Raw genomic sequence first — 22,640 nt, forward strand, 5'->3', positions numbered from 1 at the left:
TTCCTGTATGCTTGCTTCCGCCCTTATCTGACCTGCAGCTTCGCCAGCAATACCTGGCCGATCTCCGCCAGCGGTCCCGGCTGGCACAAGTCCTTATGGCGGCAAGCGATGTCATGCCTTTCAATCTGTCCTCCGATATATGGAGCCCACATTTCCGGTTCAATCGGGTCGAACCATTCCGGGATGATGGTCGAGTGGAAGAACAGCAGGTCTCCCTCGTATTTTTCGGGAACGAAGGCGCTTAGTAGGCGCACCGAATTTTCGTACGTATTTTTCAAATTTAAAATAATTTCCTCGTCCAGGCTGGCCAGAGCACTGCCGTCGCTGCGCAAAATCTCGATCGCCCGCGCAATATCCAGCGGACCGTCCTTGATCGAGTCGGGATCATAGCCGCCTAAAGCAAGCAGCGCAATCAACGCCTCGTCCTCGCTGGCCTCGCCGCGCAGCGGCAAATAATGGCTTGGAAAAGCATCGAGCATGGCCAGGAACGCTACTTCCTCCCCCTCGTGCTGCAGCTGTACCGCCATCGCCTGTGCGACATTTCCGCCAAACGACCAGCCCAACAGACGATACGGCCCGTGCGGCTGAACGGTACGGATCTGAGCGATATAATCGGCCGTCATTTCCTCCAGCGTTCCAGGATACTGATCTGCCTCAGCAATGCCCCGCGCCTGCAAGCCATAAATCGGATAATCCATGCCGAGATGCTTCATCAGACCCGCATAACACCAGCTTAGCCCGCCTGCCGGATGCACGCAGAACAACGGGATTTCCTTGCCCTCCGTGCGAAGCGGCAGCAGCACCGAAAGCGCGCTTTGTCCCTGATCCGAGTACAGCTTCTCCCCAAGGCCCGCCACGGTCGGAGCCTCGAACAGCAGGCCGATGCCAAGCTCCCGGCCCATCGTTTCACGAATTCGGCTCATGAGGCGCACGGCCAGCAGCGAATGTCCGCCAAGCTCGAAGAATCCGTCGTCGATGCTGACGCGCGGCAGGCCAAGCACCTCGGCGAATAAGTCGCACAGCACTTCTTCCTGCGGAGTTCTCGGCCCCCTGCCTTCCGGAGACAAGGTATACTCCGGTGCGGGCAGCGCCTTGCGATCCAGCTTGCCGTTCGGCGTAAGCGGCAGCGAATCCAAATGGATGATCGCCGACGGCACCATATACTCCGGCAGGCTGGAAGCTGCGTAGCGGCGCAGATCAGCCAGCATAAGCTCTGCTCCTGGGCCGGGCACGATATAGGCTGCGAGCCGCTTGTCTCCCGGCTGGTCTTCCCGGGCGATGACCGCCGCTTGCTCCACGCCGGGATAGCTGGCGAGCACCGCCTCGATTTCACCCAATTCGATGCGGAAACCGCGAATTTTCACCTGCTGGTCTCCGCGGCCCAAATAATCGAGCGAGCCGTCCGGCAGCCGCTTGGCCAGATCTCCAGTCCGATACATGCGGGTACCCGGCGGTCCGTATGGATCGGCGATGAAACGCTCCGCCGTCAGATCCGGCCGTCCCCAATAGCCTTGAGCTAGTCCAGCGCCAGCTACGTACATCTCCCCAATGACGCCAGGCGGCACCGGCTGAAGGGATGAATCCAGCACATAGACCCGCAAATCCGGGATCGGGCGGCCGATCAGGCTGCTCCCTCCCTGGGATGCACTGTTTTTGTCCAGTTCAAGATAGCTGACATGCACGGTTGTCTCCGTGATGCCGTACATGTTGATCAGCTTGGGCGCATCGTCCGGATGACGCTCATACCAATCCTTCAGGCGGCCCAGCTCCAACGCCTCTCCTCCGAAAATCACATACCGCAGTGCAAGCTCCTGCCCCAGTTCCGCATTCTCCCGATCCGCCTGCATGAAGGCATAGAAGGCCGACGGCGTCTGATTGAGCACAGTTACCTGCTCCTCGGCCAGCAGCTGCAGAAATTCCGCAGGCGAACGGCTGATTTCATATGGCACGACGACGAGACGGCCGCCATAGAGCAGTGCTCCCCACAGTTCCCATACGGAGAAATCGAAAGCGTAGGAGTGGAATAGCGTCCAGACATCATCCGCACTGAAATGGAACCAGGAGTCAGTAGCCGCAAATAACCGGATGACATTGTGATGTGGAATAACCACGCCCTTCGGCTTACCCGTCGAGCCCGAGGTATATATCATATAGGCCGGACTTATCGGGGTTACGAGACCGCTCCGTTCATCCTCGCGCGGGTTACGCTCGGAGCTGTCCCGAAGCCGCTGCTCCACAGCCGAATCGTCAAGCACGATCTTCGGTGTAAGCAGCGTATTCGGCATTTGGCCCGCTGCCTGTTCGTTCGTAATCATATACACCGGCTTCGCATCCTCGACCATCCACTCCAGCCGCTCAGCCGGGTAGTCGGGATCGAGGGGGAGGTAAGCCGCGCCGGCCTTGAGGACAGCCAGTAAGCTTATGACCAGCTCCAGGGAGCGCGGCAGGGCAAGCGCCACCGTTTGGCCGGCGGCCACACCGCCCCCGATCAGCACGTGGGCCAGGCGGTTTGCCGCGGCATTCAGCTGAGCGTAGCTTAGGCTCTCGCCCTCGCAAAACGCTGCAACCGCATCCGGCAATTTGGCCGCCTGCGCCTCGAACAGCGCGAACAGACTGGCTTCGGGCGAAACCTCCATACTGCCGCAGGGGTGCTCTGAAGCTGTTCCCTGAGCGGCGGCAAGGCTAGTCGTTTCGCTGACCGTTCCGCGTGCATCCATCAGAAAGGCCTGGCGCTCCGCCGGGGTCAGAATATCCGCGTTTGCAATTGGCTGCTCCGGATTTTGTGCTAACGCCTCGAGCACCTGTACATATCTATAGGTAAAGGCCTCTGCCGTAGACGGCTCGTATAAATCTTTGCTGTATTCCAGCAAGCCGCTTAGTCCGCCTGGGCTGCCATCTGCGCCGCGCCGTTCATTCAGCTCCACCGTCAGGTCGAACTTCGCCGTGCCGGAGCTAACCATCTTCAGGGATGTGACCGCATCCGGGAACTGAAGCGGCGCTTCCAGTTCATTTTGCAGCACCAGCATGATTTGAAACAACGGATGCCGTGCGCGTGAGCGTGCCGGATTCAGCACCTCCACCAGCCGTTCGAACGGCAAGTCCTGGTGCTCATAAGCGGCCAGATCCGCTTGCCGTACCCGGGCGATGAGCTCGGTGAAGCTCGGATTTCCCGACGTATCCGCCCGCAGCACGAGCGTATTGATGAACATGCCCACCAGTCCGCCGAGCGCATCATCATTTCTTCCGGCAATCGGGCTGCCGATCGGAATGTCGTCTCCTCCGCCAAGCCGGGTGAGCAGTGCAGCCAGCGCGGCGTGCAGCACCATGAACAAGCTGGCCTTGTTATCCTTCGCCACCTGCAGCAGCCGGGCATGCAGCTCCCCGTCAAGTTCGAAAGGAACAACACCTCCTTCATAGCTGGAAACGGCCGGTCGCGGACGATCGGTCGGCAGCTCAAGCTGATCCGGCAGCTGATGAAGCTCATTTTTCCAGAACTCTAGCTGACGTGCATAGAGGCTGCCGGAGTCTCCTTCAACGCCAAGCAGTTGCTCCTGCCACAGTACATAATCGGCGTACTGCACGGACAGCGGCGGCCATGACGGCTGCTCCTTCCGGCACCGGGCCGAATAAGCGGCGGACAGGTCGCATCCTAACGGCGTCAGCGACCAGCCGTCTCCGGCAATATGATGCATCAGCAGAAGCAGCACATGCTTCTCTGGACCAAGCACGAACAGCTGCGCGCGGAAAGGCGTCTCCGAGCATAAATCAAAGCTGTAGCCAGCGCCCTCGGCTATGTTCGCCTCCAGGTCTTTTTCGCTCGTCTTTGTAACGATCAGTTTCGGTCTTGCTTGATCTGCGTTTAGAATCCGCTGCTGCGGCACGCCCGTCTCGTCAGGAAAGATAGTCCGCAGCGACTCGTGCCGCTCTACCACATCGCCAAGCGCTAGCTCCAGGGCCTCCACATCCAGCGGTCCGGATATTCGGGCGGCCCACGGCATGTTATATGTCGGGTTTGGCCCCTCCATCCGGTACAGAAACCACAAGCGCCGCTGGGCAAAAGATAGCGGAACCTGCTCCGGACGCTCTGCCGGGCGAACGGGCGGCCTCGTCTGCTTCGCCGTGTCCAGATACTGGATTAGCCCAGACACGGTAGGCGTTTCAAATAAATGGCGGATGCCGATTTCTGCGCCGAACACGTCGCGAATCCGTGCAGTCAGCCGGCCGGCAAGCAGCGAATGCCCTCCCATCTCAAAGAAGTCGTCGTCAATGCCGACGCGTGCCCGCCCTAATACCTCCGCGAACAATTGGCATAACAGCTCCTCCTGCGGCGACCGCGGCGCGAGTCCTGACGACTGGATCATGCCTGCTGGCGCGGGCAGAGCTTTATGGTCAATTTTCCGGTTCGGCGTCAGCGGCATTTCGCTAAGTTCCACGAATGCCGAAGGAACCATATACTCGGGCAAATGCTCCGCAGCATAACGGCGCAGCTCGGCGGGATCCATGGCAACAGAGGCAGCAGGCACCATGTAAGCGACCAGCCGCTTCTCCCCAGGACGATCCTCCCGGGCCATCACCGTCACCTGCTCAATGGCAGGATGCCGGGAGAATACGGAAATAATCTCGCCTAGTTCGATGCGAACCCCCCGTATTTTGATCTGATGGTCGGCTCGGCCGATATAATCCAGCGAACCGTCCGCTTGCCAGCGCACAAGGTCGCCAGTACGATACATCCGCTTGCCCGGGGCTCCGTACGGATTGGCCACGAAGCGCTCCGCCGTCATCCCCGGCCGGTCCAGGTAGCCGCGGGCCAGCCCGGCGCCGGCGATGTACAGCTCGCCTGCAACGCCAGGCGGAACAGGCTGCAGCGCATCGTCCAGCACATAGAGCTGTGTATTTCGAACCGGCCTGCCGATCGCTGGCTTGGCCTCTTCCTCCCCCAGCCTTGCAGCGGTGGAATAAATCGTCGTTTCTGTCGGTCCGTACTGGTTGTTCACCTGACAGCCCAGCGCTTGCAGGCCGAGCTTTAATCCTGCCGGAAGCGCCTCGCCGCCTGAAATAACCGACAAACCTGTTAACGGTTCAGGCCTGCTGGACACCAGTTCTTGAAATAAGGTCGGCGTGGCCTGCAGCAGCGTAATTTTCTGTTCCCGAATCCGCTTGGCCAGCGCGGAAGCATCCAGAATCGTCTCCTTCAGGGCGATATCCATGCAAGCCCCCGTTGTCAGAGGCAGGTAGATCTCCAGCACGGAGATGTCGAAGGCGATCGTCGTTACGGACAGCATCCGATCCCGATCGGTTAACGGGAACCGCTCCCGCATATCCGTGATCAGATTAACCAGGCTTCCATAGGTCACCATGACTCCTTTCGGCAGACCGGTTGAGCCTGAAGTATAAAGTATATATGCCGGATGAAGCGGCGATAAGGGGGCAGTACGCTCGGCATCCACCGGATTCTGAGCGGAATATTTCCGTAAACTGGCCATCGTATCAGGAGCATCAAGTACCAGACGGGACGACCCGCTGAAACCGGACAGGCTGGATTCGCACGCCTGGTCGGTCAGGATGCAGCTCGGCCGGGCGTTGTCAATCATATAAGCGATGCGATCCGCCGGGTAATCCGGATCGAGCGGCAAATAAGCGGCCCCGGTTTTATGCACGGCCAGGATCGCCGCGGCAATCAAGGGAGAACGGGATAGAGCCAGGGCCACGATCTGCTCGGGCCCTGCCCCCTGTTCTATCAGGAAATGAGCGAGCCGATTCGCCTGCGCGTTCAATTCGGCATAGCTGAGGACTGATTCCTCGCAGGCGACGGCAGCCGCTTCAGGCCTGGCTGCGGCTTGCTGCTCGAACAATTCGGCAGGGCCCGGACTTTCGCAGGAGGCACCCTGTTGCTCAGCTTGGTTCCAGCCCTTAAGTACCTGCCACCGTTCATCGGCCAGCAGCCATTCAATATCCGTCACCGGACGTTCGGGATCTGCGGCCGCAAATTGTTCCAGCAGACGGATAAAGCGCTGATGGTGCCTCTCCAGCTCCTCCGGGGCGTAAATATCCGGATTGCCGTCGAAATCGATCCGCAGCCCGCCGTCCTCAGACCTTGGGCGCACATGAACGAGCAAGTCATCGACAGGCCCTGCCGACAAATTATGAACGATTCCGGGTGCGCCGCCGAAGCTCAGAGCTTCGTCAAACGGCATCATGTTCAGGATCGGGCCGAACAGCCGCTGCTGCTCGCCCAGCAGCTTGAGCTCGCGCCGCAGATCCTGCTGGCGGAATTTCTGATGCCGTCTGGCAGCCCGCAGCTCTTGCGATACCTGCGCGACCACTTCCAGCGGGTTCATGTCTTTGCGGATCGTCAGGCGCAGAGGGACCAGATTCATGACCATACCCGGCACCCGCAGTGATGCGGAGCCTAGACGGCACATCATTGGCATGCCGAGAATGACGTCCTCTGCTCCTGTAGCCCGGTGCATGTATACGGCCAATGCGGCCACCATCATTTCCGGCCAGCTCGCCCCTGCCGATTCAGCGGCCGCCCGCAGCGCATTCATGCTGCTTGGGTTCAGCTCGCCGGATTGGCGCAGAAAACGGTCCGCCGTTCGCTGCACCCTACCGCCAAGGCCTACAGCATCGGGCTGATCGGCAAAACGCGACATCCAGAACTTGCGGTCCTTCTGCTCCTGCTGGGATGCGCGGTATGCGGCTTCCTCCTGCAGCACCTCCTGCCAGGAACCGAAGCTGCGCCCAATGGCCTCGTCACGGGACAGAGCCGTATAGATTTGAGCCACCCTCCGGGTGAGCAGCGAGAAGCCGAAGCCATCAATGGCGATATGATGGATTTTCTGATACCAAAGGAAGCAGTCTGGCGCGATCTGCAGAATGGCCTGACGGAACAATGGACCCTTCATTAAATCCGTCGGTATGGCCAGATCTTGCTTCATCCAGGCTTCCGCAACTGCCCGCGGTTGATCCTCCCCGCTGAAATCCAAACAAAGCAGGCTCCACTCTTCTCCCTCCGTGTCCGCCAGCCTCTGCCAAGGCCCGTCTTCATCTTCTCCGAAACGAAGCTGCAGCGTCTCCGCTTCCGCGACCACCCGCCGCAAAGCCTGCTCAAATAGCCCCAGCCTCAGCGAGCCGCGAATTTCGATATATTCGCCCGTATTGTAAATAGAATTACCCGGGTCAAGCTGCTGAGCGAACCATATCCCGGATTGCGCCCCTGTCAAAGGATAACGAACCTCCGTTTGCACTGGCATGCTTACACCTCTTTCCCCAGTGAAAAATAGTCAACATTAGGAATGGAAGGACTCACTCGTGCAGACAGGAGCTGCCACCAATTCTCCAGCGTCGGCCCTTCGGCCAGCTCCGCAAAAGCAATCTCCTCTCCACCGCGGCTAAATCGTTCGGCCAGGCTCATGATCCGGATCGAATCCAACCCCCACAGCTCGACCAAATTGTCCTGTCCGCCGATTTCTTCGGCCGCCTCCTGCAGCAATTCGGCGACCTGCTGGCGCAGCTGCTCATAGGACGATGGCAATACAGCCAAGGCCCGGGAGGCAGCGATTACTTGGTTTGCAGAGGCCGTCGCCTGAAGCGAGGATCGGGCAGATTGGGCTGAAAAACTGCTGGAAAAGCTATGCTCCTGATAGCCGCCCGGCTCATTTGCAGACACTGCCGAGTTCAACTCGGCCAGCAGCCGCTGTGTCGTCAGAGTGACCGCGCACCGCTCAGCCGCGTAGGTCAGGGCGAGCTTGTGCTTCTCAAGCGAGAAATCCGCAACCGCATCAGCGACAAAGAACGGCTGGATATCCTGCATGAACGCTTCGCAGGAGGTGAGAAGACAGCCGATATGGGCATAAATGCCGCTGACGATCAGCTGATCACGCGCCTGTTCCCTCATCCATTCCAGCAGATCTGTTCTCTGGAACGCGCTGTACCGCCATTTGGTCATCAGAATATCCTGTATGCCAGGAGCGACTTCGGCAGCAATTTGCGCCTCAAACGGGTCAGTTCCGATCCCCGGCCCCCAGAAATCCTGCAGCAGGCCGCGCTCGTCCGGACGCTGACCCCCAAGCTGCGCAGAATAGACGACGGGAATGCCCAGCTTCGCGCATTCACTGCGTATCCGGGGAATATTGGAGAATAGCTCGGCTATGGGAGATTCTGCAGTATTGTAAGGCTTCAGGAAATAATTTTGCATATCATGGATTAGCAGTACTGCCCGCTGCGGATCAGGCCGCCAAGCGACTTTGTTTGCGGGAAGCTCCGCCTCGGCAGGCATAGAATAAGGAAAAATGGCTGGGATACCCATGTAGATCATCCTTTCGACTGTAATTTTATCCAATGACCGAAACGACATTTATCCAGAAAAATGTTCATCTTGAAGATAGCCGTTCATCAGCGCTGCTTCTCTGCTATTAGCTCACGCAGCGCTTTTTTGCTGACTTTGCCAACCTTCGTCTTCGGAAAAGAATCGATGAATTCGATCCGATCGGGAATTTTAAAGGCGGCCAGACCGCGTCCACGTAAAAAAGCCTTGATCTGCACGCCCGACAAAGGCGTGTCTGCAGTTGGGTGCGGTATGACGAAAGCACAGGTGCGCTCGCCCAAATATTCGTCCGGCATAGCCACCACGGCGGCATCATGCACCCCCGGATGGGCGAGAAGCTGGTTCTCGACCTCCTCGGCTGCGATCTTTTCCCCTCCCCGGTTGATTTGGTCTTTGTCGCGCCCCTCTACAATGAGGTTGCCGTCTGAATTGATCCGGACAATATCCCCCGTACGGTAGAAACCGTCGCTCGTGAAGGCTTTCGCATTATGCTCCTTCGCTCTGTAATAGCCGCGAATCGTATACGGGCCGCGGGTAAGCAGATGGCCGGCCTCGCCAGGTGGCACCTCGTTATCCTCGTCATCAACGATGCGGACTTCGTCCCAGGGCGACATCGGCCGGCCTTGGGTATTCACGATGACCTCGTCCGGGTCATCCAGTCTCGTATAATTGACGAGCCCCTCGGCCATGCCGAATACCTGCTGCAGCTGGCAGCCCAGGGTCGGCTTCACGCGTGCAGCCGCCGCGGCGCTGAATTTCGCGCCGCCGACCTGGAGCACCTGCAAATGAGGGAATTCGATACGCTGCCGATCCGCCGCATCAAGCCATATGAGAGCAAGGGGCGGTACCAGCGCGGTAATCGTGACCCGCTCGCGGACCAGCAATGGGAAGGCCTCGTCCGGGCTGGCCCCTCGTGCGAGCACGACGCGGCCCCCGGCGTATAACGTGCCCAGCACGCCCGGCGAGCTAAGCGGATAATTATGCGCTACCGGAAGCACGGCCAGATAGACGCTATGTTCATTCAGCCCGCAGATTTCCGCACTAAGGCGCAGCGAATAAATATAGTCGTCATGCGTGCGGGGAATCAGCTTCGGCAATCCTGTCGTTCCGCCCGAAAGTTGAAGGAATGCGACATCTCCCGGGTGTGGCTGGGACAGCCTGCCGTCCTGCTTCCCGTTCTCATCACGCTTGTTCGCAGAAGTTTCATCTTCGCCGCCCGTCTTCGGCTCTCCCGGCTCTCCGTATAGCTCCTCCAGTGCTACAAACTCCTGCGCTTCACCGGCGACCAGAACATGGCGCAGCGAGGGTACCTCGCGAATGACTTCCCTTGCCAGCTCGCGGTAGTCAAATCCCGCATCCTGGCCGGCTATAATATAAGCTTTCGCCCCGGAAAACTCGGATATATATGAAATCTCATGCCTTCGATGCAGCGGCAAGGCGAATACAGGCAGTGCGCCGATCCGAAATAATGCAAAAATCACTTCAAAGAATTCCGCAATGTTCGGCAATTGAACAACGACCCGATCCTGCGGTTCAATCCCGATACCCAGTAACCCTTCTGCAAGGCGGTCCGTCCGGTCGTCCAGTTCCGCATAGCTGATACGGCGTTCGCCACTGACGATGGCAATCCGTTCGCCGTAAGCCTTCGCGCGATCCCGCAGCATATTGCCAAATGTTTCTCCGCGCCAACAACCCTCCTGACGGTAACGCTCAGCAAATTCTTGAGGCCATGTCGGGAATCCAGCAAGCATCAATATCCCTCCTTTGTATTGCCCCGGAAAGCGAACTGCGGATCATGCAGCCCCATGGCCAAAAGCAAAGTGCGGAACTTTGCCGCCGTTTCGGCCAGCTCAGCTTCGGCGCTGGAGTCCGCCACGATTCCCGCTCCGGCATAGAGACGCAGGCTTCTTTCCTCCGCCTCGGCGCAGCGGATCGTGACGATCCATTCGCCATCTCCCTTAGCATCGCACCAGCCGACCATGCCGGTGAAAAAGCCTCGTTCAAACTGCTCTACTTCGCGGATTGTTTCCCTAGCCAGCTCGGTAGGCGTTCCGCATATAGCCGGAGTCGGATGCAGGGACAACGCAAGATCAAGGACGGTAGCCCCGGGGCTCGCAAGCTCTCCGTAGATGTCCGTCGACAGATGCCACATCGTCTCGGTTTGCACGAGCGACGGACCTTCAGGGACGTCCAGGCTCTTGCAATACGGGCGGAGCGCTGCTTCAACCGCCTCGACGACGAGACGATGCTCGAACCGGTCCTTCGCCGAGGCAAGCAGCGCGGCTGCTCTGCGTTCATCCTCAGCCGGATCATCGCTCCGGGGTGCGGAGCCTGCCAGCGGATTCGCCCGGATGCTCAGTCCCGTTTTGGTAATAAGCAGCTCCGGGCTGGCCCCGATCAGCGTCCGTACTCCGGCTCCCCTTAAATCCGGTTTAGCCCTGCCAGACGCCTTCTCTGGCGAGGTGCTACCCCCGCCGGCCAAATTAACCGCAAAGGTATAACCTTGCGGATTGTGGCGGGCCAGATTGCGGAGCAGCCGGGAAATATCGACCGGCTTGGCGTAAGTCAACTGCAGCGTCCTCGAAAGCACGACCTTTTGCAGCATGTCCCGGTTCAGCCGATCCAGCGCTTCGTTGACATTCTTCTTGTAATGCTCAGGATCTGGATACATGCTGACCTCGAATTCGGGATCGGATGAGATTATTTCGTCAATCCTGTTCCTCCCGATTGCTGCACTGTCCCTGCGGGACTCGTATCGATCCTCTCCGCTAAAGCTAAGAGGTCCAGCCCACTGCGTGGTCAAAGGCACAACGAGCTCAGCCGGCTGCGCCAAATCGAACGGAATCGCGCCAACGACGATCGGTTCGCCGCCGGCGCGTCCGGCTGAGGCTAGCAGCCCTTGAACCCGATCAGACAGAGCCTGCGGGGAGCCTTCCCCCGGCTCTGCCCAATATCTCGCCCACTCGCCCTTAGCAAGCAAGGTTCGTCTTGGTGAGGATAAAAAGAAACACAATCCCGACTCGTATTCCTCGAGCAGTTGTGCCGCCGTGTTTGCATATACAGCTCCATGGTTTGCCATTTCCTCCAACATCCCCTTTCCTTCGTTAGACCCCCAATGTTGCCCCTCCGTCAATACACAAATCAAGCATCGTAATATGCCGGGACCGGTCAGACGCCAGAAACAACACCGCAGCGGCAATATCGGCCGGCTCGGCGATCCTTCCGAGCGGTATGCCGAGGCGGTACGATTCGGGCGAACCGACGATGACCGCCTGGACTCCATCCTGCCCGTTCCACAGCATCCGCTGCATCGCCGTGTCGGTGGATCCCGGCGAGACGATATTGCAGCGGATATGATTGGCGGCCTGCTCCAGGCCCAGGCATTTCGTGAACATGGCCGCTGCTGCCTTGGAGGCGCAGTAGGCCGCCATTTGCGTGCGCGGCACTAAGGCTGCATTGGAGCCAACGGTCACGATTGCGCCGGATTTGCGGGGAGCCATGCGTTTCACGACGGAACGGGATACATGAAACACCCCGCTGGCATTCACCGCAAATACCGCCTCCCAATCCGTATCACGAAGCTCTTCGATATAAGCCATTCTCAGCAAACCAGCTACATTCACGAGAATTTCAACGGGGCCAAGCTCCCGTTCAATCTGTTCAACAGCCGCTTCCACAGCCGGACTGTCCGCAACATCGACTGCGAACGCCTGGGCTTGGCACCCTTGGGTTCGCAGCTCGGCCACTACACCCTCGACACCAGCCCCGTTCAGATCGAGGGCCGCTACAATCGCTCCAGCCTCCGCCAGTTCCCTGACAACAGCCTCGCCGATTCCCTGGGCAGCTCCGGTCACCAAAGCGACCTTTCCTTTAATCCCCGTATATTCCACCTCATCAGCCCTCCCTTGCACTTTTAATTTGCTGACCTCATGCCCTATACCTATACCCAGTCCGCTCCAATTTGCGGCCTCTCTCCCTCATGCTTCTATCTGAGCTCATCCCCCTTTCTCTCAAGGATGGAATGCAAATTGTAACGCCCGGCTGATTAATGCCGGCAGTACAGTTACATGCCCCTCCCCTTCAAATTCCTTAAAGCGGGCCGTTATCCCTGAGCTGGCGTACATCGACAGGCGTTCCGCCAGCCTTTGGGCATTTTTGCTGTTTTGAGAAATATGGTTTAGCTCCAGCTCCCCTGCGCCGAGCAGAACCTTCACATTCAAAGCCTCCTGCTGAAGGCGATTGACGAACATTTCCTCGGCTTCGCCGATCAGCGATTTGTTCCAATGGAATGAAGGGCTGCCGGCAATGTAGCAGGCAAAGGCCGCCGGTCGCGTAAACAGCGTATATAATGTGAACAGCCCCCCGAGCGAATGGCCAAATAACGTCTGTTTACCTTGGTCGATAGCGTAATTAGCTCCAATTTCCGGTTTCAGCTCTTCCTCAATAAATTGCAAAAAGGCTGCCGCTCCCCCCTGCTTCGGCAGGGGAGTTCCGTCGGGCCGATACCGGTAGTCCTGGCTTGTTGCCGGCGTGTAGTCGTAGTAACGCTCCGCCGGGAACAAATCCTCCGTGTCATAGCCGATCCCTACGATCACCGCGGGAAATACCCCCGTGTTATGGGGACAACTGCCCTGCAAGCGCGCGGTTTCGGCTATCGTGCCGAATACGGAATTGGCGTCCAGCACGTAAAATACCGGATATCCTGAAGGGGGAGGGGGCTCGGAAGGCGCACTCACCATTATTCGATACTTGCGGCGTTCCACGCGCGAATGCATAAGCCATTGTGCTGCACGGGGAATGACCATTTGTTTGCCGTCAGCCATTTCCTCTTGATCCACCTTTATTTCCGTTATTCAGCCATCAGCTTGACTGTATCGTCGATAATTTTCTCATAAGCAATGAGGCCGCTTCCGAGCCAATATTCATCGCTCACTTCATATACATGGCCTTGCTGTACGGCAGGAATGCCCTTCCAAATGCTGCTTTCCGTCATCTCCTTCATGCGGTCTGTCCCTTGTCCATAGGCATTGATGACGAATATATAGTCCGCATCCAGTTCCGGCAATATCTCCAGCGATAAATTCAGGCTGTTCTCGTTCTCGGTCAGCTTGGTCATTTCGATGCCCAACTGCTGATTTAAGACGTATCCGCACAAATAATTACCGCCCATCAAGCTCACACCTTTGGCGGCGAAACGGATAATCGCTACTTTTTTGCCGGCCGCTTTCTTCTCAATAGCTGCCTTGGCATCGCCGACCTTTTGGTGATAAGACTCCAGTGCTTGCTTGGCCTCCTCGGTCTTCCCTACGAGCTGTCCCAATATCTCGAGGGATTTCTCGACGTCGCCTGCTGCGTTGTTGAATACGTAGGTTGGCGCGATTTTGGAGTAATTCTCATACACGCCGTCGCCGGCATAGTTGGCCGTATGCAGGATGATCAGGTCTGGATTGTATGAGAGCAGCACCTCCGAAGAGGGTGCTCCGCCCGAAAAATCAAGCTTCGGCACATTCTGCAGCTCCTCCTGTAAATAGCTATGGCCCAGATTTCCATTCGACCATTGCGCTACCGGCTTGATCCCAAGCTTAAGCAGCGAATCTTCCAGATAGGGCGCAAATACGCGCTCCGGCTGTCCGGATATTTGAATTTCGTGGCCGAGATCGTCCTTGAACGTTTGCTCGCCCTTCGGCGTCTCCTGAATCTTCCCCCCGGTTCCGGGAACCTCAGCCGCTCCCTGATTTGTCTCCACCTGCCCGGACGCATTTTGGGCGGGATCCGTCCCGCAGGCGGCAAGCATGCTTCCTGCCAGCGCAAGGCATAGCAGCATTAAATAATGCGGTTTAATTCTCTTTCCTAACCTAGTGCTCACTTTCAACATGGTTTCCCCTCTCGCATGATAATGATTATCATTGAGAATGATTATAGATCATCTTCCTTAGGTAGTACCATGGACAGTATCCTGCAAACGGTATGGACATTTTCCTGTAAACATGAGCAGCGCCTCATCCAGCATGCGGTTTACGGAAATCGCCGAGTATTCAAACCAAGGGTCAGACGGAATCGGATGCACTTGGCCGTTCTGTACGGCGCGCAATTGCCTCCACTGCCTGGAGTGCTGCAGAGAGAGCCAGTGGGAACGGGAAGCGGACTCCGCACATACGACGGCCAGGATCCAGCTCGGATTGATAGCCGCCAGCTCCTCAAGCGTAAGCTGCCGATGGCCTGACATAGAAGCGGGGCAAGCCAATTTTATTTGCAAATCTTGGACCAGCACATCTAGTATTCCGCGGTTCCAATACGTATGGATGCGATCTCCGTAAATTCGCAGTACCAGGATGCTGTCATTGCCTAACGTTCGGCCGATCTCGGTTCTCGCTGCCTGGACTTTTAATTCATACTGCCCGATCCACTGCTCCGCTTTCTCCTCCCTCTCCAAAAACCGGGCAAGCAAACGCAGCTGTTCCCGCCATCCGCAGCGCTCTACAGGTACAAAGTAGGTCTCCGCGACGCTGCTTAGCTTAGCCTGCTCACTCCTTGCGAGCTGGTCAGTTCCGATAATCGCATCAGGGCGAAGTCCGGCCAGCTTCTCCATATTGGCTGCAAATGCCAACTGATTGTAGGGCTCCAAGAGCTGTAGATGGGATGTAATCTTCATCCGGTAATCATTGTAATAATAAGCCGTCCATTTGGGATCCAGGGGGGCAGCCACCGGGATAATGTCCAGGGCCAGCAGCAAGCCGGCGATCTCAGGAGAACATGCTGCGATGCGCGGCCTCGCTCGCTTAATATAGTCAGAGGGGGAGATGCCCACCTCTTTTTTAAATTTACGGCTAAAGTAAAATTCATCGCTGTAACCTACCATTTGCGCAATATCCCGCAGCCTCAGCTGCTCCTCCCCTGAGAGCAAATATCGCTTGGCCTGATTAATGCGCAGCTCGGATAAATATTTCATAGCGCTCTTTCCGAAGCTTTTCTTGAACAGATCGACGAAATACTTCGGGCTGACGTTCGCCATTTCAGCCAATTGAGCAATCGTTAATGGCTCGTGAAAGTGTTCTTCCATGTATTGCTTTATCTCAGACAGTTCTTTCTTGGCACTGGATTCATCCCTGAGCGAATCTACTGTATATGAAAATAAATCATCTGAAACCATAAAAAACTCCTCCTTAAAATAAAAGAATCATCTTCTAATTGAAAATGATTCTCAATATCATACATTCTATTTTAACCAATCCTTGCCAACGGTGGCAATAGAAGATCTTCCTTACCTGCGAAATCGGATAAATGTTATTGTTACGAAAAAAATATCCACTCACCTCAAGGTAATTGGATAAGGATATTAACTACTATGTTTGGTCCAAATACAGGAATTCAGGTTTTTAGCTTCCTTGTAGAGCTTCTGCCACCAGATCGCCAAATTGCCGGATATCCTGCAGGTAATCATATCCCTCTGGATTGCTTAATGCATTATACATTCGTACAGCTACAGCTCTATGTTTGGGTATTACTAGACAAGTACAGCCGGTGATCCCCAGAACCTGGAATGAGCCTGCCGGTACTCTCTCGCCTATTTGATTCAAAGGAGTGACGCTCTGCAGCCACCAAATGAAACCCTGCCTCGGCAAATGCGGCGCTAACCCGGCAAGCGTCTGTATGCTGGTGATCCGGTCAAAAATCGATTGCGGAAAAACTTGCTCTCCCCGGAATCTGCCTCGGTTAAGATGCAGATTTCCCCAAATTGCGAGTTCGCGAGCGCTTACAAAAAGGTTGCTCTGTTCCCCGGCAGGGCTATCGTTCGGCCCAACCCAGTTATTTTTGTCCTGATAGTAATTATAAATCAAATGTTCGTGGCACTCCGTCCGCCATCCGGTCTCTGCCAGTCCAATTGGTGCAAACAATTCCTTCTGCAAAAACTCGGCGAGCGGCTTGCCCGTTAGATCTCTCACCATCTCCGTTAGAAGAGCAATGCCGTTGTTATTATAAGCCCAGTTCTCACCGGGTAAAAAAGAGCGGGTCAGTTCCCCTTCTTGAGACTCTAATCCATGCGTATGAGTCAAGCAATGGCGGATCGTTATTCCCTTAACAGCCTCCGCAGCCACATTCGCATAACTGCTTATGTCATCATCGAGTCGCCGAATCAATCCCTTCTCAATCAGCAGGCTGATCGCAAAAGCAAGATAAGTTTTCCTTACGGAGGCAACGTTAAACTGAGTCCGGGCATCTACCGCTCGGGAAGATGCCGATTCGCTATGTCTCCCCGAATACCACTCGTTGACCAAGCGGTCGTCTTGTATTACAAAAACTGCCGCCGCCGTGCATTTTAACTGCTTCTGAGTGTCCAGTACATGAGAGTTCAGCTCATTGAACTCCCCCACCGAATTGCTAATTTCGGCAGCGATAAATTCAGCCATCTCTACATCTCCTTATCTAGGCTTCCCCATTGCTTCCACCATACTCCTGCGCATTCCGGCAGGGTTGACCAGCCATTGTTCCTTATCCGCGCGGCCAGCTCCTCGCCAAAGAAAAATTCAGTATGCTCGATCGCCTCTTCCACGGACGCAAACCTATAGTCCGCCCTTAGCCATTGATGCTGGAAGCCGTACTTCTTCTCCAGCAGGGAATAGTAGGAAGTCAGGAATTCCGGCGGGTCGGGCGTTTCCGTTCCTGTGCCCATCGTTTCAAATATAATGATTGTCCCGTCGGGTCTTAGAACGCGCTGCAGCTCTGCAATGATCCTTTCCAAATGCGCCTCCCATTCCGGTTGATTCGAGCTCGCAAGGTAACAAACGCTCCAGCCCGACACCACGAGGTCTATGGAGGAGTCAGGCACAGGCAGCGATCTGTGATCCGCCTCTAGTGTAATCCAGTTGCGGACGGAATTCTGCTCAGTTAATTTACGGTCCAGAATATCCAGCATAGGCCGGGATACGTCGGTGCATATGAGCGTTTGGGCTTCGGGGGCGAGAAATGAGGCCAGTCTTCCAGAGCCCGCTCCCAAATCAAGCACGTCCAAATTTCTATAGGGCCGGATTTGCCGGACGATTTCAGATAGATCAGGCTGCCTGCTGATCATCGCTTCATAAGCATTGGCTTGAGATATATAAATTTGATCATGATTTGACATGGCTCTTTTTTCACTTCCTATTTCATCGATATTAAATTCTCTTTCTTGCTTCAAAAGTAATCATTTGATCCGCATGCTGAGGTGCAATGCCATATTCATAATTTCCGGAAATGACAATGTCGCTGAACCCCGCTTTTTCAAGCATCATACTAAACTCATAAACGCCGTACCATTTCACAGGAAATCGCTGAAGTTCCGACTGGATCAAACGCCCATTCTGCCACTTTTCGTACTTTAAGAGCGACAACGTTCTCTGCTCAATTAAATTTAGCTCGATTCGCTTTTCTTCTAATGTAATGGTTTCTTCCTTCTCCGTCTCCCATAAACGCGTCTTCACAGTATTCATTTCAAAATCCGTCTCCAGGAAAATATCCGCAATAAATACGCCTCCATCCGCCAGATGCTCATAGCAGCATTTCAACGCAGCGACGAGATCCTCTCTCGATTCTATTAATTGTAAAGAGCCTCCTGGAATCATAATCGCCTCATAAGCATTTTCCAGATGAAACTTGCGCATGTCGCCTTCAAACAAAGTGGGCAGTATCCCCAGCTCACCGCATTTCTTCCTGCATGATTCCAGCATATACGGCGAGTTATCTATCCCTTCTACCTTAAGACCCGACTCAAGCAATGGAATCAGAACTCGGCCTGACCCGCAGGCTACCTCTAGTATTTTCCCCGAAATTCCTTTCAATCGCTCTGCATAATATTCAATGTCGCCAAATGAATATCCCACAGGCTTGCTCAATTCATACACCTCTGTGCATAATTCTCCATAAGAGTTCAGCATATCCTCACACCCATCTGTATTGTGCTGTCATTCATTGCGCCTACTTTATTCCCCGCCAAAATAGCTTGTAATAAAAAAGCCCCAGCCCATAGACGCTCTTATCTAAGGCTGAGGCATACATCTGGCTTGAGCTTCTTCTATTATATATCAAAGCTGCTGATCAGCAAGAAGCCGGTCTGCCTCGGCTGATGCTGCTCAAAGAAAAATCCCCTCGTCCTTTATTAGTCATGCTGTTCAGCCGCTGCCGAACTGGAGGATAAGAGCTCCTCGACATATTTCTGCAGACGGTTTTGATCTACGGTTATGACGGACGCGCCTTTGATCTTCTCTTCCCGCAGCATGTCCAGCGGCGGCAGCTGACTGGAGTGGATGGAGTCCTGATTGATCTTATAGCATAATCCGGCCAGCTTCAGCATCGTCCTAGAATCCATATTCGTCTGCACATAAGGAGCGATTTGATTTAAAATCTGCGGCAGATTCACGAGGGTCGTGACATTTTGCATTTTCTTGACGACGGCCTTCAAGAACTCACGCTGGCGCTCTGTCCGCGCATAGTCTGAAAGAGCGTCTTTACGGAACCTCACATACTGCAGCGCCTTGTTCCCGTCAAGATGCTGCATCCCCTTCTTCAAATCGATCTGGTAATGCGATTTATCCGCCGTATCGGTATACTTCATATCTTTTTCAACATAGAAGTCTACCCCTCCGATCGCATCGATCAGCTGAATGAAGCTTTCAAACTCCACAAAGACGTAATACTGAATCGGAATGCCCAGCAAACCTCCCACGGCCTGACTAGCCAGCTCCGGCCCTTCTTTCCCGCCAAAAGCCAGCGCGGTGTTGATGCGATTCTTCCCGTGGCCGGGAATCTCGACATACGTATCCCGCAAAATCGAGAACAAATGAACTGTCTTCGAGACAGGATCGATCGAAGCGACCATGATCGTATCCGAACGCCCGGGATCCTCGTCCAATCTCCCGTCCCCGCCGAGAGCAATATGTTCAATCGCTCTTTCCCTTCCCATACCGGAAGGACATATTCGTCAGGCTGCTGTTCATGCCCGCCCGTATGTTCATTCTTCTTCTGAATTTGTTGTCCAAAATGAACGAAAGAATACCCGTAATAGCTTATTCCTAGCAGTAATACAATAGCCAGAGAGAAGCCCAGCACCCGTACCCATCTTCTTCTCCGAGATTTGCCTGTGTCACTCATTCCTATAAATCCTCCAAACTTAAACATACCTGTAACGCATCTTAATTTTATCCTGAAGATAAACAGAAAGGGTTATGAATAAGTTAAGATTGACTCTAGACGGCTAAGGCAGGCATAGCGCTAATGCCATATTTCTAACGGACAGGAGATTGGTTATTTACCTGTTTTAAACGGAATCAGCGCGCTAACGGACACACTGGAAGCTATTTAGTTAAAATCAACATTGAACCATCAATTATATGAAAATAGGGCCCGCTGTGTCCGTTAGGTTCAGAAAAAGCGACTTTTTTGCAAAATAGCTGAGCCAGGGTCCGTAAGAACGCGCAAACCATTTAGCCTCGGCTCTACTGAGCCTTATTTTCTCATATTAATATATATTCGTCCTTAATGTAGAGATTTTAGTTGTATTTACTACCAATTTACCAGTATAATGGAAAGTGATGGTAGCGTTATCATTTAATAAATCGAAACCGGTTTAGTGGTATTGCACGCAAGCGCAGCGTGTAAGCAATCCTGCAAGACTAACTTCTATAAAGGAGCGAAAAATCATGTTGAAACGCGGGAAATTATTGTATCTCTTTCTGCTGTTTACTCTTCTGATTTCTTTCGTGCCCACCGGAACTACTAGCGCTGCACCCAACTGGAATCTAGTATGGAGTGACGAATTTGACGGCAATTCCCTGAACTCCGCCAACTGGACGGCCGAAATCGGCACCGGCAGCGGGGGCTGGGGCAACAATGAACTGCAGTACTATACGAACCGCCCGCAGAACCTTCAGGTGACGGGAGGTAATCTTGTCATTACCGCTCAGAGGGAATCCTACGGCGGCATGAATTATACCTCTGCCCGGATCAAAACCCAAGGCCTGAAGAACTTTACCTACGGTAAAGTCGAAGCCAGAATCAAGCTTCCTTCCGGACAAGGCCTGTGGCCGGCATTCTGGATGCTTGGCTCCAACATTACGACGGTCGGTTGGCCTAAATCCGGTGAAATCGATATCATGGAACGGGTCAACAACAACTCCTTCGTGAACGGGACTGTGCATTGGGATGCGAATGGCCATGCGGAATACGGGCGCACGTCGGGAAATTTGGACTTCTCCCAATTCCATACGTACAGCATTGAATGGGATCCGAACTACATTCGCTGGTTTGTGGACGGTGTCCAATTTAACGAGTTCTATATTGCCAACGGCACCGGAAATACGGAGGAATTCCAGAAGCCGTTCTTCATTCTGCTGAATATGGCCGTCGGCGGCAACTGGCCGGGAAGCCCTAATGCTTCAACGCCATTCCCGGCACAAATGCTGGTCGATTATGTACGTGTATATCAAGCTGCAAGTGCGCCAAACATCGTTAGCGGCGGCGTATATACGCTGACCTCCAAAGCGAGCGGCAAGGTGCTGGATGTCGTGGACGTCTCCACAGCGGATGGCGCCAAAATGCAGCAATGGACCAATTACAGCGCGAGCAATCAGCGCTTCAAAGTAGAAAGCACGGGAGATGGGTATTATAAGCTGACCGCCATGCATAGCGGCAAAGTGCTGGACGTGCCAAGCTCCAGTACCGCTAGCGGCGTGCAGCTGCAGCAGTGGACCGACAATGGAACCAATGCCCAGCGGTGGATGCTGGTCGATGCCGGTGGAGGATACTATAAGCTGGTATCCAAAGCTAGCGGCCTGGTCATGGATGTGGCCAGCGCATCGGCGGCCGACGGCGCGGCGGTTCAGCAGTGGACTGATAACGGCACGGATGCCCAGAAATGGCTTTTTACGAAAGTGAATTAACCGGCGGCTGAGCGGCCGCTGCATACACCAGAAACCCTTGGGTCATCCGACCAAAGGGTTTCTCTTTCTTTCATTCATCGGAACATTTACTTGAACCGTGCCCCAAGCTTCATGCTCAAGGTCATTCTATGAAATAGCAACCGTCTTGTTATCTGCATTCCGTTTCTGGTAAATCGTAACTTAACCTGATCATGTCCCTGCACTGTATTCCGTTCTCAAAGATCGCCTCATCATAATGCCGGATAAAGAAATCACGATCCACTCCCGTAATTCTGAATCCGCATTTCTGATATAACCCCAGTTGGCTCAGGCTCGAATTTCCCGTGCCGATTTCAACCGTTCTCGCATGTTGTTTTATCGCTTCGCCAATCGCACGCAAGACGAGCTGCTTGCCGATACCCTGGCCCTGATACTCCTCGCGTACGGCAATATTCACGATTTCCATTGTCCCTGGACGCGTCCATAACAATACGAATACGCCGATTGTTTCTGATCTATTTGCAGCAATGTAGCATAGGCCTCTCTGCAAATATTCCTGCACATTCCGCTTAGAGGGATCGGCAAGCAGTAATAATTCGAACGGGGCATCCTCCATAATTTTGAGCAGCTGAACTGTAAACTCCACAACCAATTTCTCCTTATATGCATGCTTCTGTTTATCCTATTATTCGGAGCTCCGATGTCCAACTCCTTCCTTTGATCATAAAAAAATGGCTACGCCAACAAGGGCGCCCGCGGTTAAATAACCGTCAAGGCACCCTTCATATCCCCAATTCGAGACATATTATTCCTTATTGCCGGCATCTTCCTGCCCAAACGCCGCTTTGGCGTCTTCGACCATTTCTTTGGCAAACTCTTCTCTATCCTTGTCTGGAACCGGCATCTTATTCAGCGAATTCCGCTGCACTTCATATTTGCTAAGGCCTTGTTTCTCTTTGCTCATTTCGCATTCCGCCCCCCTTCTTTGCTTATATAGTCCAACTGTAGGATACGGATGAACAAGCCATTTTATGCATCGGCTAAATGCAGCACCTGTGTCAAAAAGTCTGATTTTTAAGGAAAAATAACTGTTTCGTGAACCTTTATTGTCAATTAAAAATGCTATGATCTTAAATGTAATTAGCAAATATTTCAAAAATATCAAAATGAAAGGGGGATAATTATTATTGACAAGAAATAACTGTCGTTATTTCTAATTTATTTGTAATCGCTTACACCTTTCTGGAGACTTACTATATTAATTAGAAAGAGGGTATGGCAATTATGCAAAGCAATGTTCATAAACAATCTTTCCTTGTTTTTTTAATGATGGTTATGCTCTTCAGCACTATACTCCCCTTCGGGTCTATTGCGCAGGCAATGGAGCCTGAAGCCCTCAACCCCTTACCGGAGACAGTCACAAG

At 54.2% G+C, this 22,640-nt stretch carries 15 protein-coding genes; 1 reads left to right on the top strand and 14 read right to left on the bottom strand.

Annotated features, from left to right (window positions below):
* Positions 1-23 precede the first annotated feature (23 nt).
* The 12 genes from GNP95_RS00615 to GNP95_RS00670 all read right to left on the bottom strand — a co-directional run bounded on the left by GNP95_RS00615 (position 24) and on the right by GNP95_RS00670 (position 19,262).
* Entirely contained in the window at positions 24-7,253 is a 7,230-nt protein-coding gene (locus GNP95_RS00615) for an amino acid adenylation domain-containing protein (protein WP_155609004.1), read from the bottom strand.
* 2 nt (positions 7,254-7,255) lie between these two features.
* Positions 7,256-8,308 carry an isochorismatase family protein gene (locus GNP95_RS00620; protein ID WP_155609962.1) on the bottom strand — a complete coding sequence of 351 codons (1,053 nt, stop codon included), beginning with the start codon at positions 8,306-8,308 and terminating at the stop codon, positions 7,256-7,258.
* 86 nt (positions 8,309-8,394) lie between these two features.
* Positions 8,395-10,077 carry a (2,3-dihydroxybenzoyl)adenylate synthase gene (locus tag GNP95_RS00625; RefSeq protein ID WP_155609005.1) on the bottom strand — a complete coding sequence of 561 codons (1,683 nt, stop codon included), beginning with the start codon at positions 10,075-10,077 and terminating at the stop codon, positions 8,395-8,397.
* Positions 10,077-11,405 (bottom strand): isochorismate synthase DhbC, encoded by a 1,329-nt coding sequence (gene dhbC / locus GNP95_RS00630; protein ID WP_155609006.1) that lies wholly within the window; start codon positions 11,403-11,405, stop codon positions 10,077-10,079. Before dhbC ends, GNP95_RS00625 begins: the two co-directional genes overlap by 1 nt.
* 25 nt (positions 11,406-11,430) lie before the next feature.
* The gene (locus tag GNP95_RS00635) at positions 11,431-12,216 is read right to left on the bottom strand and encodes a 2,3-dihydro-2,3-dihydroxybenzoate dehydrogenase (RefSeq protein ID WP_330163203.1); all 786 of its coding nucleotides are present in this window, start codon (positions 12,214-12,216) and stop codon (positions 11,431-11,433) included.
* 120 nt (positions 12,217-12,336) lie between these two features.
* Positions 12,337-13,149 (bottom strand): alpha/beta hydrolase, encoded by an 813-nt coding sequence (locus GNP95_RS00640; protein WP_155609963.1) that lies wholly within the window; start codon positions 13,147-13,149, stop codon positions 12,337-12,339.
* Between the two features lie 26 nt (positions 13,150-13,175).
* Positions 13,176-14,201 (bottom strand): ABC transporter substrate-binding protein, encoded by a 1,026-nt coding sequence (locus tag GNP95_RS00645; RefSeq protein WP_155609008.1) that lies wholly within the window; start codon positions 14,199-14,201, stop codon positions 13,176-13,178.
* A 57-nt stretch (positions 14,202-14,258) separates the two neighbouring features.
* The gene (locus GNP95_RS00650; RefSeq protein ID WP_155609009.1) at positions 14,259-15,476 is read right to left on the bottom strand and encodes an AraC family transcriptional regulator; all 1,218 of its coding nucleotides are present in this window, start codon (positions 15,474-15,476) and stop codon (positions 14,259-14,261) included.
* Positions 15,477-15,702: 226 nt separating this feature from the next.
* Positions 15,703-16,734, bottom strand: a complete 1,032-nt coding sequence (locus GNP95_RS00655; protein WP_155609010.1) for a serine hydrolase domain-containing protein — start codon at positions 16,732-16,734, stop codon at positions 15,703-15,705.
* 2 nt (positions 16,735-16,736) lie between these two features.
* Complete coding sequence (locus GNP95_RS00660; protein ID WP_155609011.1) at positions 16,737-17,447, bottom strand: class I SAM-dependent methyltransferase; 711 nt, start codon at positions 17,445-17,447, stop codon at positions 16,737-16,739.
* A gap of 31 nt (positions 17,448-17,478) precedes the next feature.
* Positions 17,479-18,237, bottom strand: coding sequence for a class I SAM-dependent methyltransferase (locus tag GNP95_RS00665; protein ID WP_155609012.1), 759 nt, complete (start codon positions 18,235-18,237; stop codon positions 17,479-17,481).
* Between the two features lie 221 nt (positions 18,238-18,458).
* Positions 18,459-19,262 (bottom strand): LCP family protein, encoded by an 804-nt coding sequence (locus tag GNP95_RS00670; protein ID WP_230873621.1) that lies wholly within the window; start codon positions 19,260-19,262, stop codon positions 18,459-18,461.
* A gap of 736 nt (positions 19,263-19,998) precedes the next feature.
* Between GNP95_RS00670 and GNP95_RS00675 the strand changes: the two genes are divergently transcribed.
* Positions 19,999-21,237 (top strand): RICIN domain-containing protein, encoded by a 1,239-nt coding sequence (locus tag GNP95_RS00675; RefSeq protein ID WP_155609013.1) that lies wholly within the window; start codon positions 19,999-20,001, stop codon positions 21,235-21,237.
* 148 nt (positions 21,238-21,385) lie between these two features.
* Here the strand turns inward: GNP95_RS00675 and GNP95_RS00680 are convergent, their stop codons facing one another.
* A complete protein-coding gene (locus tag GNP95_RS00680; protein ID WP_155609964.1) occupies positions 21,386-21,832 on the bottom strand; it encodes a GNAT family N-acetyltransferase in 447 nt (148 codons plus the stop codon).
* Positions 21,833-22,021: 189 nt separating this feature from the next.
* A complete protein-coding gene (locus GNP95_RS00685; RefSeq protein ID WP_155609014.1) occupies positions 22,022-22,180 on the bottom strand; it encodes a hypothetical protein in 159 nt (52 codons plus the stop codon).
* Between the last annotated feature and the right edge of the window lie 460 nt (positions 22,181-22,640).

It is taken from the genome of Paenibacillus woosongensis (assembly GCF_009725165.1).
GTDB classification, from domain to species: domain Bacteria; phylum Bacillota; class Bacilli; order Paenibacillales; family Paenibacillaceae; genus Fontibacillus; species Fontibacillus woosongensis.

Bases quoted from the DNA above. Each gene is read 5' to 3' on its own strand.
- GNP95_RS00625 (WP_155609005.1), bottom strand. From the start codon at position 10,077: ATGCTTGCTGGATTCCCGACATGGCCTCAAGAATTTGCTGAGCGTTAC.
- GNP95_RS00655 (WP_155609010.1), bottom strand. From the start codon at position 16,734: ATGGCTGAATTTATCGCTGCCGAAATTAGCAATTCGGTGGGGGAGTTC.
- GNP95_RS00615 (WP_155609004.1), bottom strand. From the start codon at position 7,253: ATGCCAGTGCAAACGGAGGTTCGTTATCCTTTGACAGGGGCGCAATCC.
- GNP95_RS00680 (WP_155609964.1), bottom strand. From the start codon at position 21,832: ATGGAGGATGCCCCGTTCGAATTATTACTGCTTGCCGATCCCTCTAAG.
- GNP95_RS00685 (WP_155609014.1), bottom strand. From the start codon at position 22,180: ATGAGCAAAGAGAAACAAGGCCTTAGCAAATATGAAGTGCAGCGGAAT.
- GNP95_RS00620 (WP_155609962.1), bottom strand. From the start codon at position 8,308: ATGGGTATCCCAGCCATTTTTCCTTATTCTATGCCTGCCGAGGCGGAG.
- dhbC (WP_155609006.1), bottom strand. From the start codon at position 11,405: ATGGCAAACCATGGAGCTGTATATGCAAACACGGCGGCACAACTGCTC.
- GNP95_RS00670 (WP_230873621.1), bottom strand. From the start codon at position 19,262: ATGGGAAGGGAAAGAGCGATTGAACATATTGCTCTCGGCGGGGACGGG.
- GNP95_RS00675 (WP_155609013.1), top strand. From the start codon at position 19,999: ATGTTGAAACGCGGGAAATTATTGTATCTCTTTCTGCTGTTTACTCTT.
- GNP95_RS00640 (WP_155609963.1), bottom strand. From the start codon at position 13,149: ATGGCTGACGGCAAACAAATGGTCATTCCCCGTGCAGCACAATGGCTT.
- GNP95_RS00645 (WP_155609008.1), bottom strand. From the start codon at position 14,201: ATGTTGAAAGTGAGCACTAGGTTAGGAAAGAGAATTAAACCGCATTAT.
- GNP95_RS00665 (WP_155609012.1), bottom strand. From the start codon at position 18,237: ATGCTGAACTCTTATGGAGAATTATGCACAGAGGTGTATGAATTGAGC.
- GNP95_RS00660 (WP_155609011.1), bottom strand. From the start codon at position 17,447: ATGTCAAATCATGATCAAATTTATATATCTCAAGCCAATGCTTATGAA.
- GNP95_RS00650 (WP_155609009.1), bottom strand. From the start codon at position 15,476: ATGGTTTCAGATGATTTATTTTCATATACAGTAGATTCGCTCAGGGAT.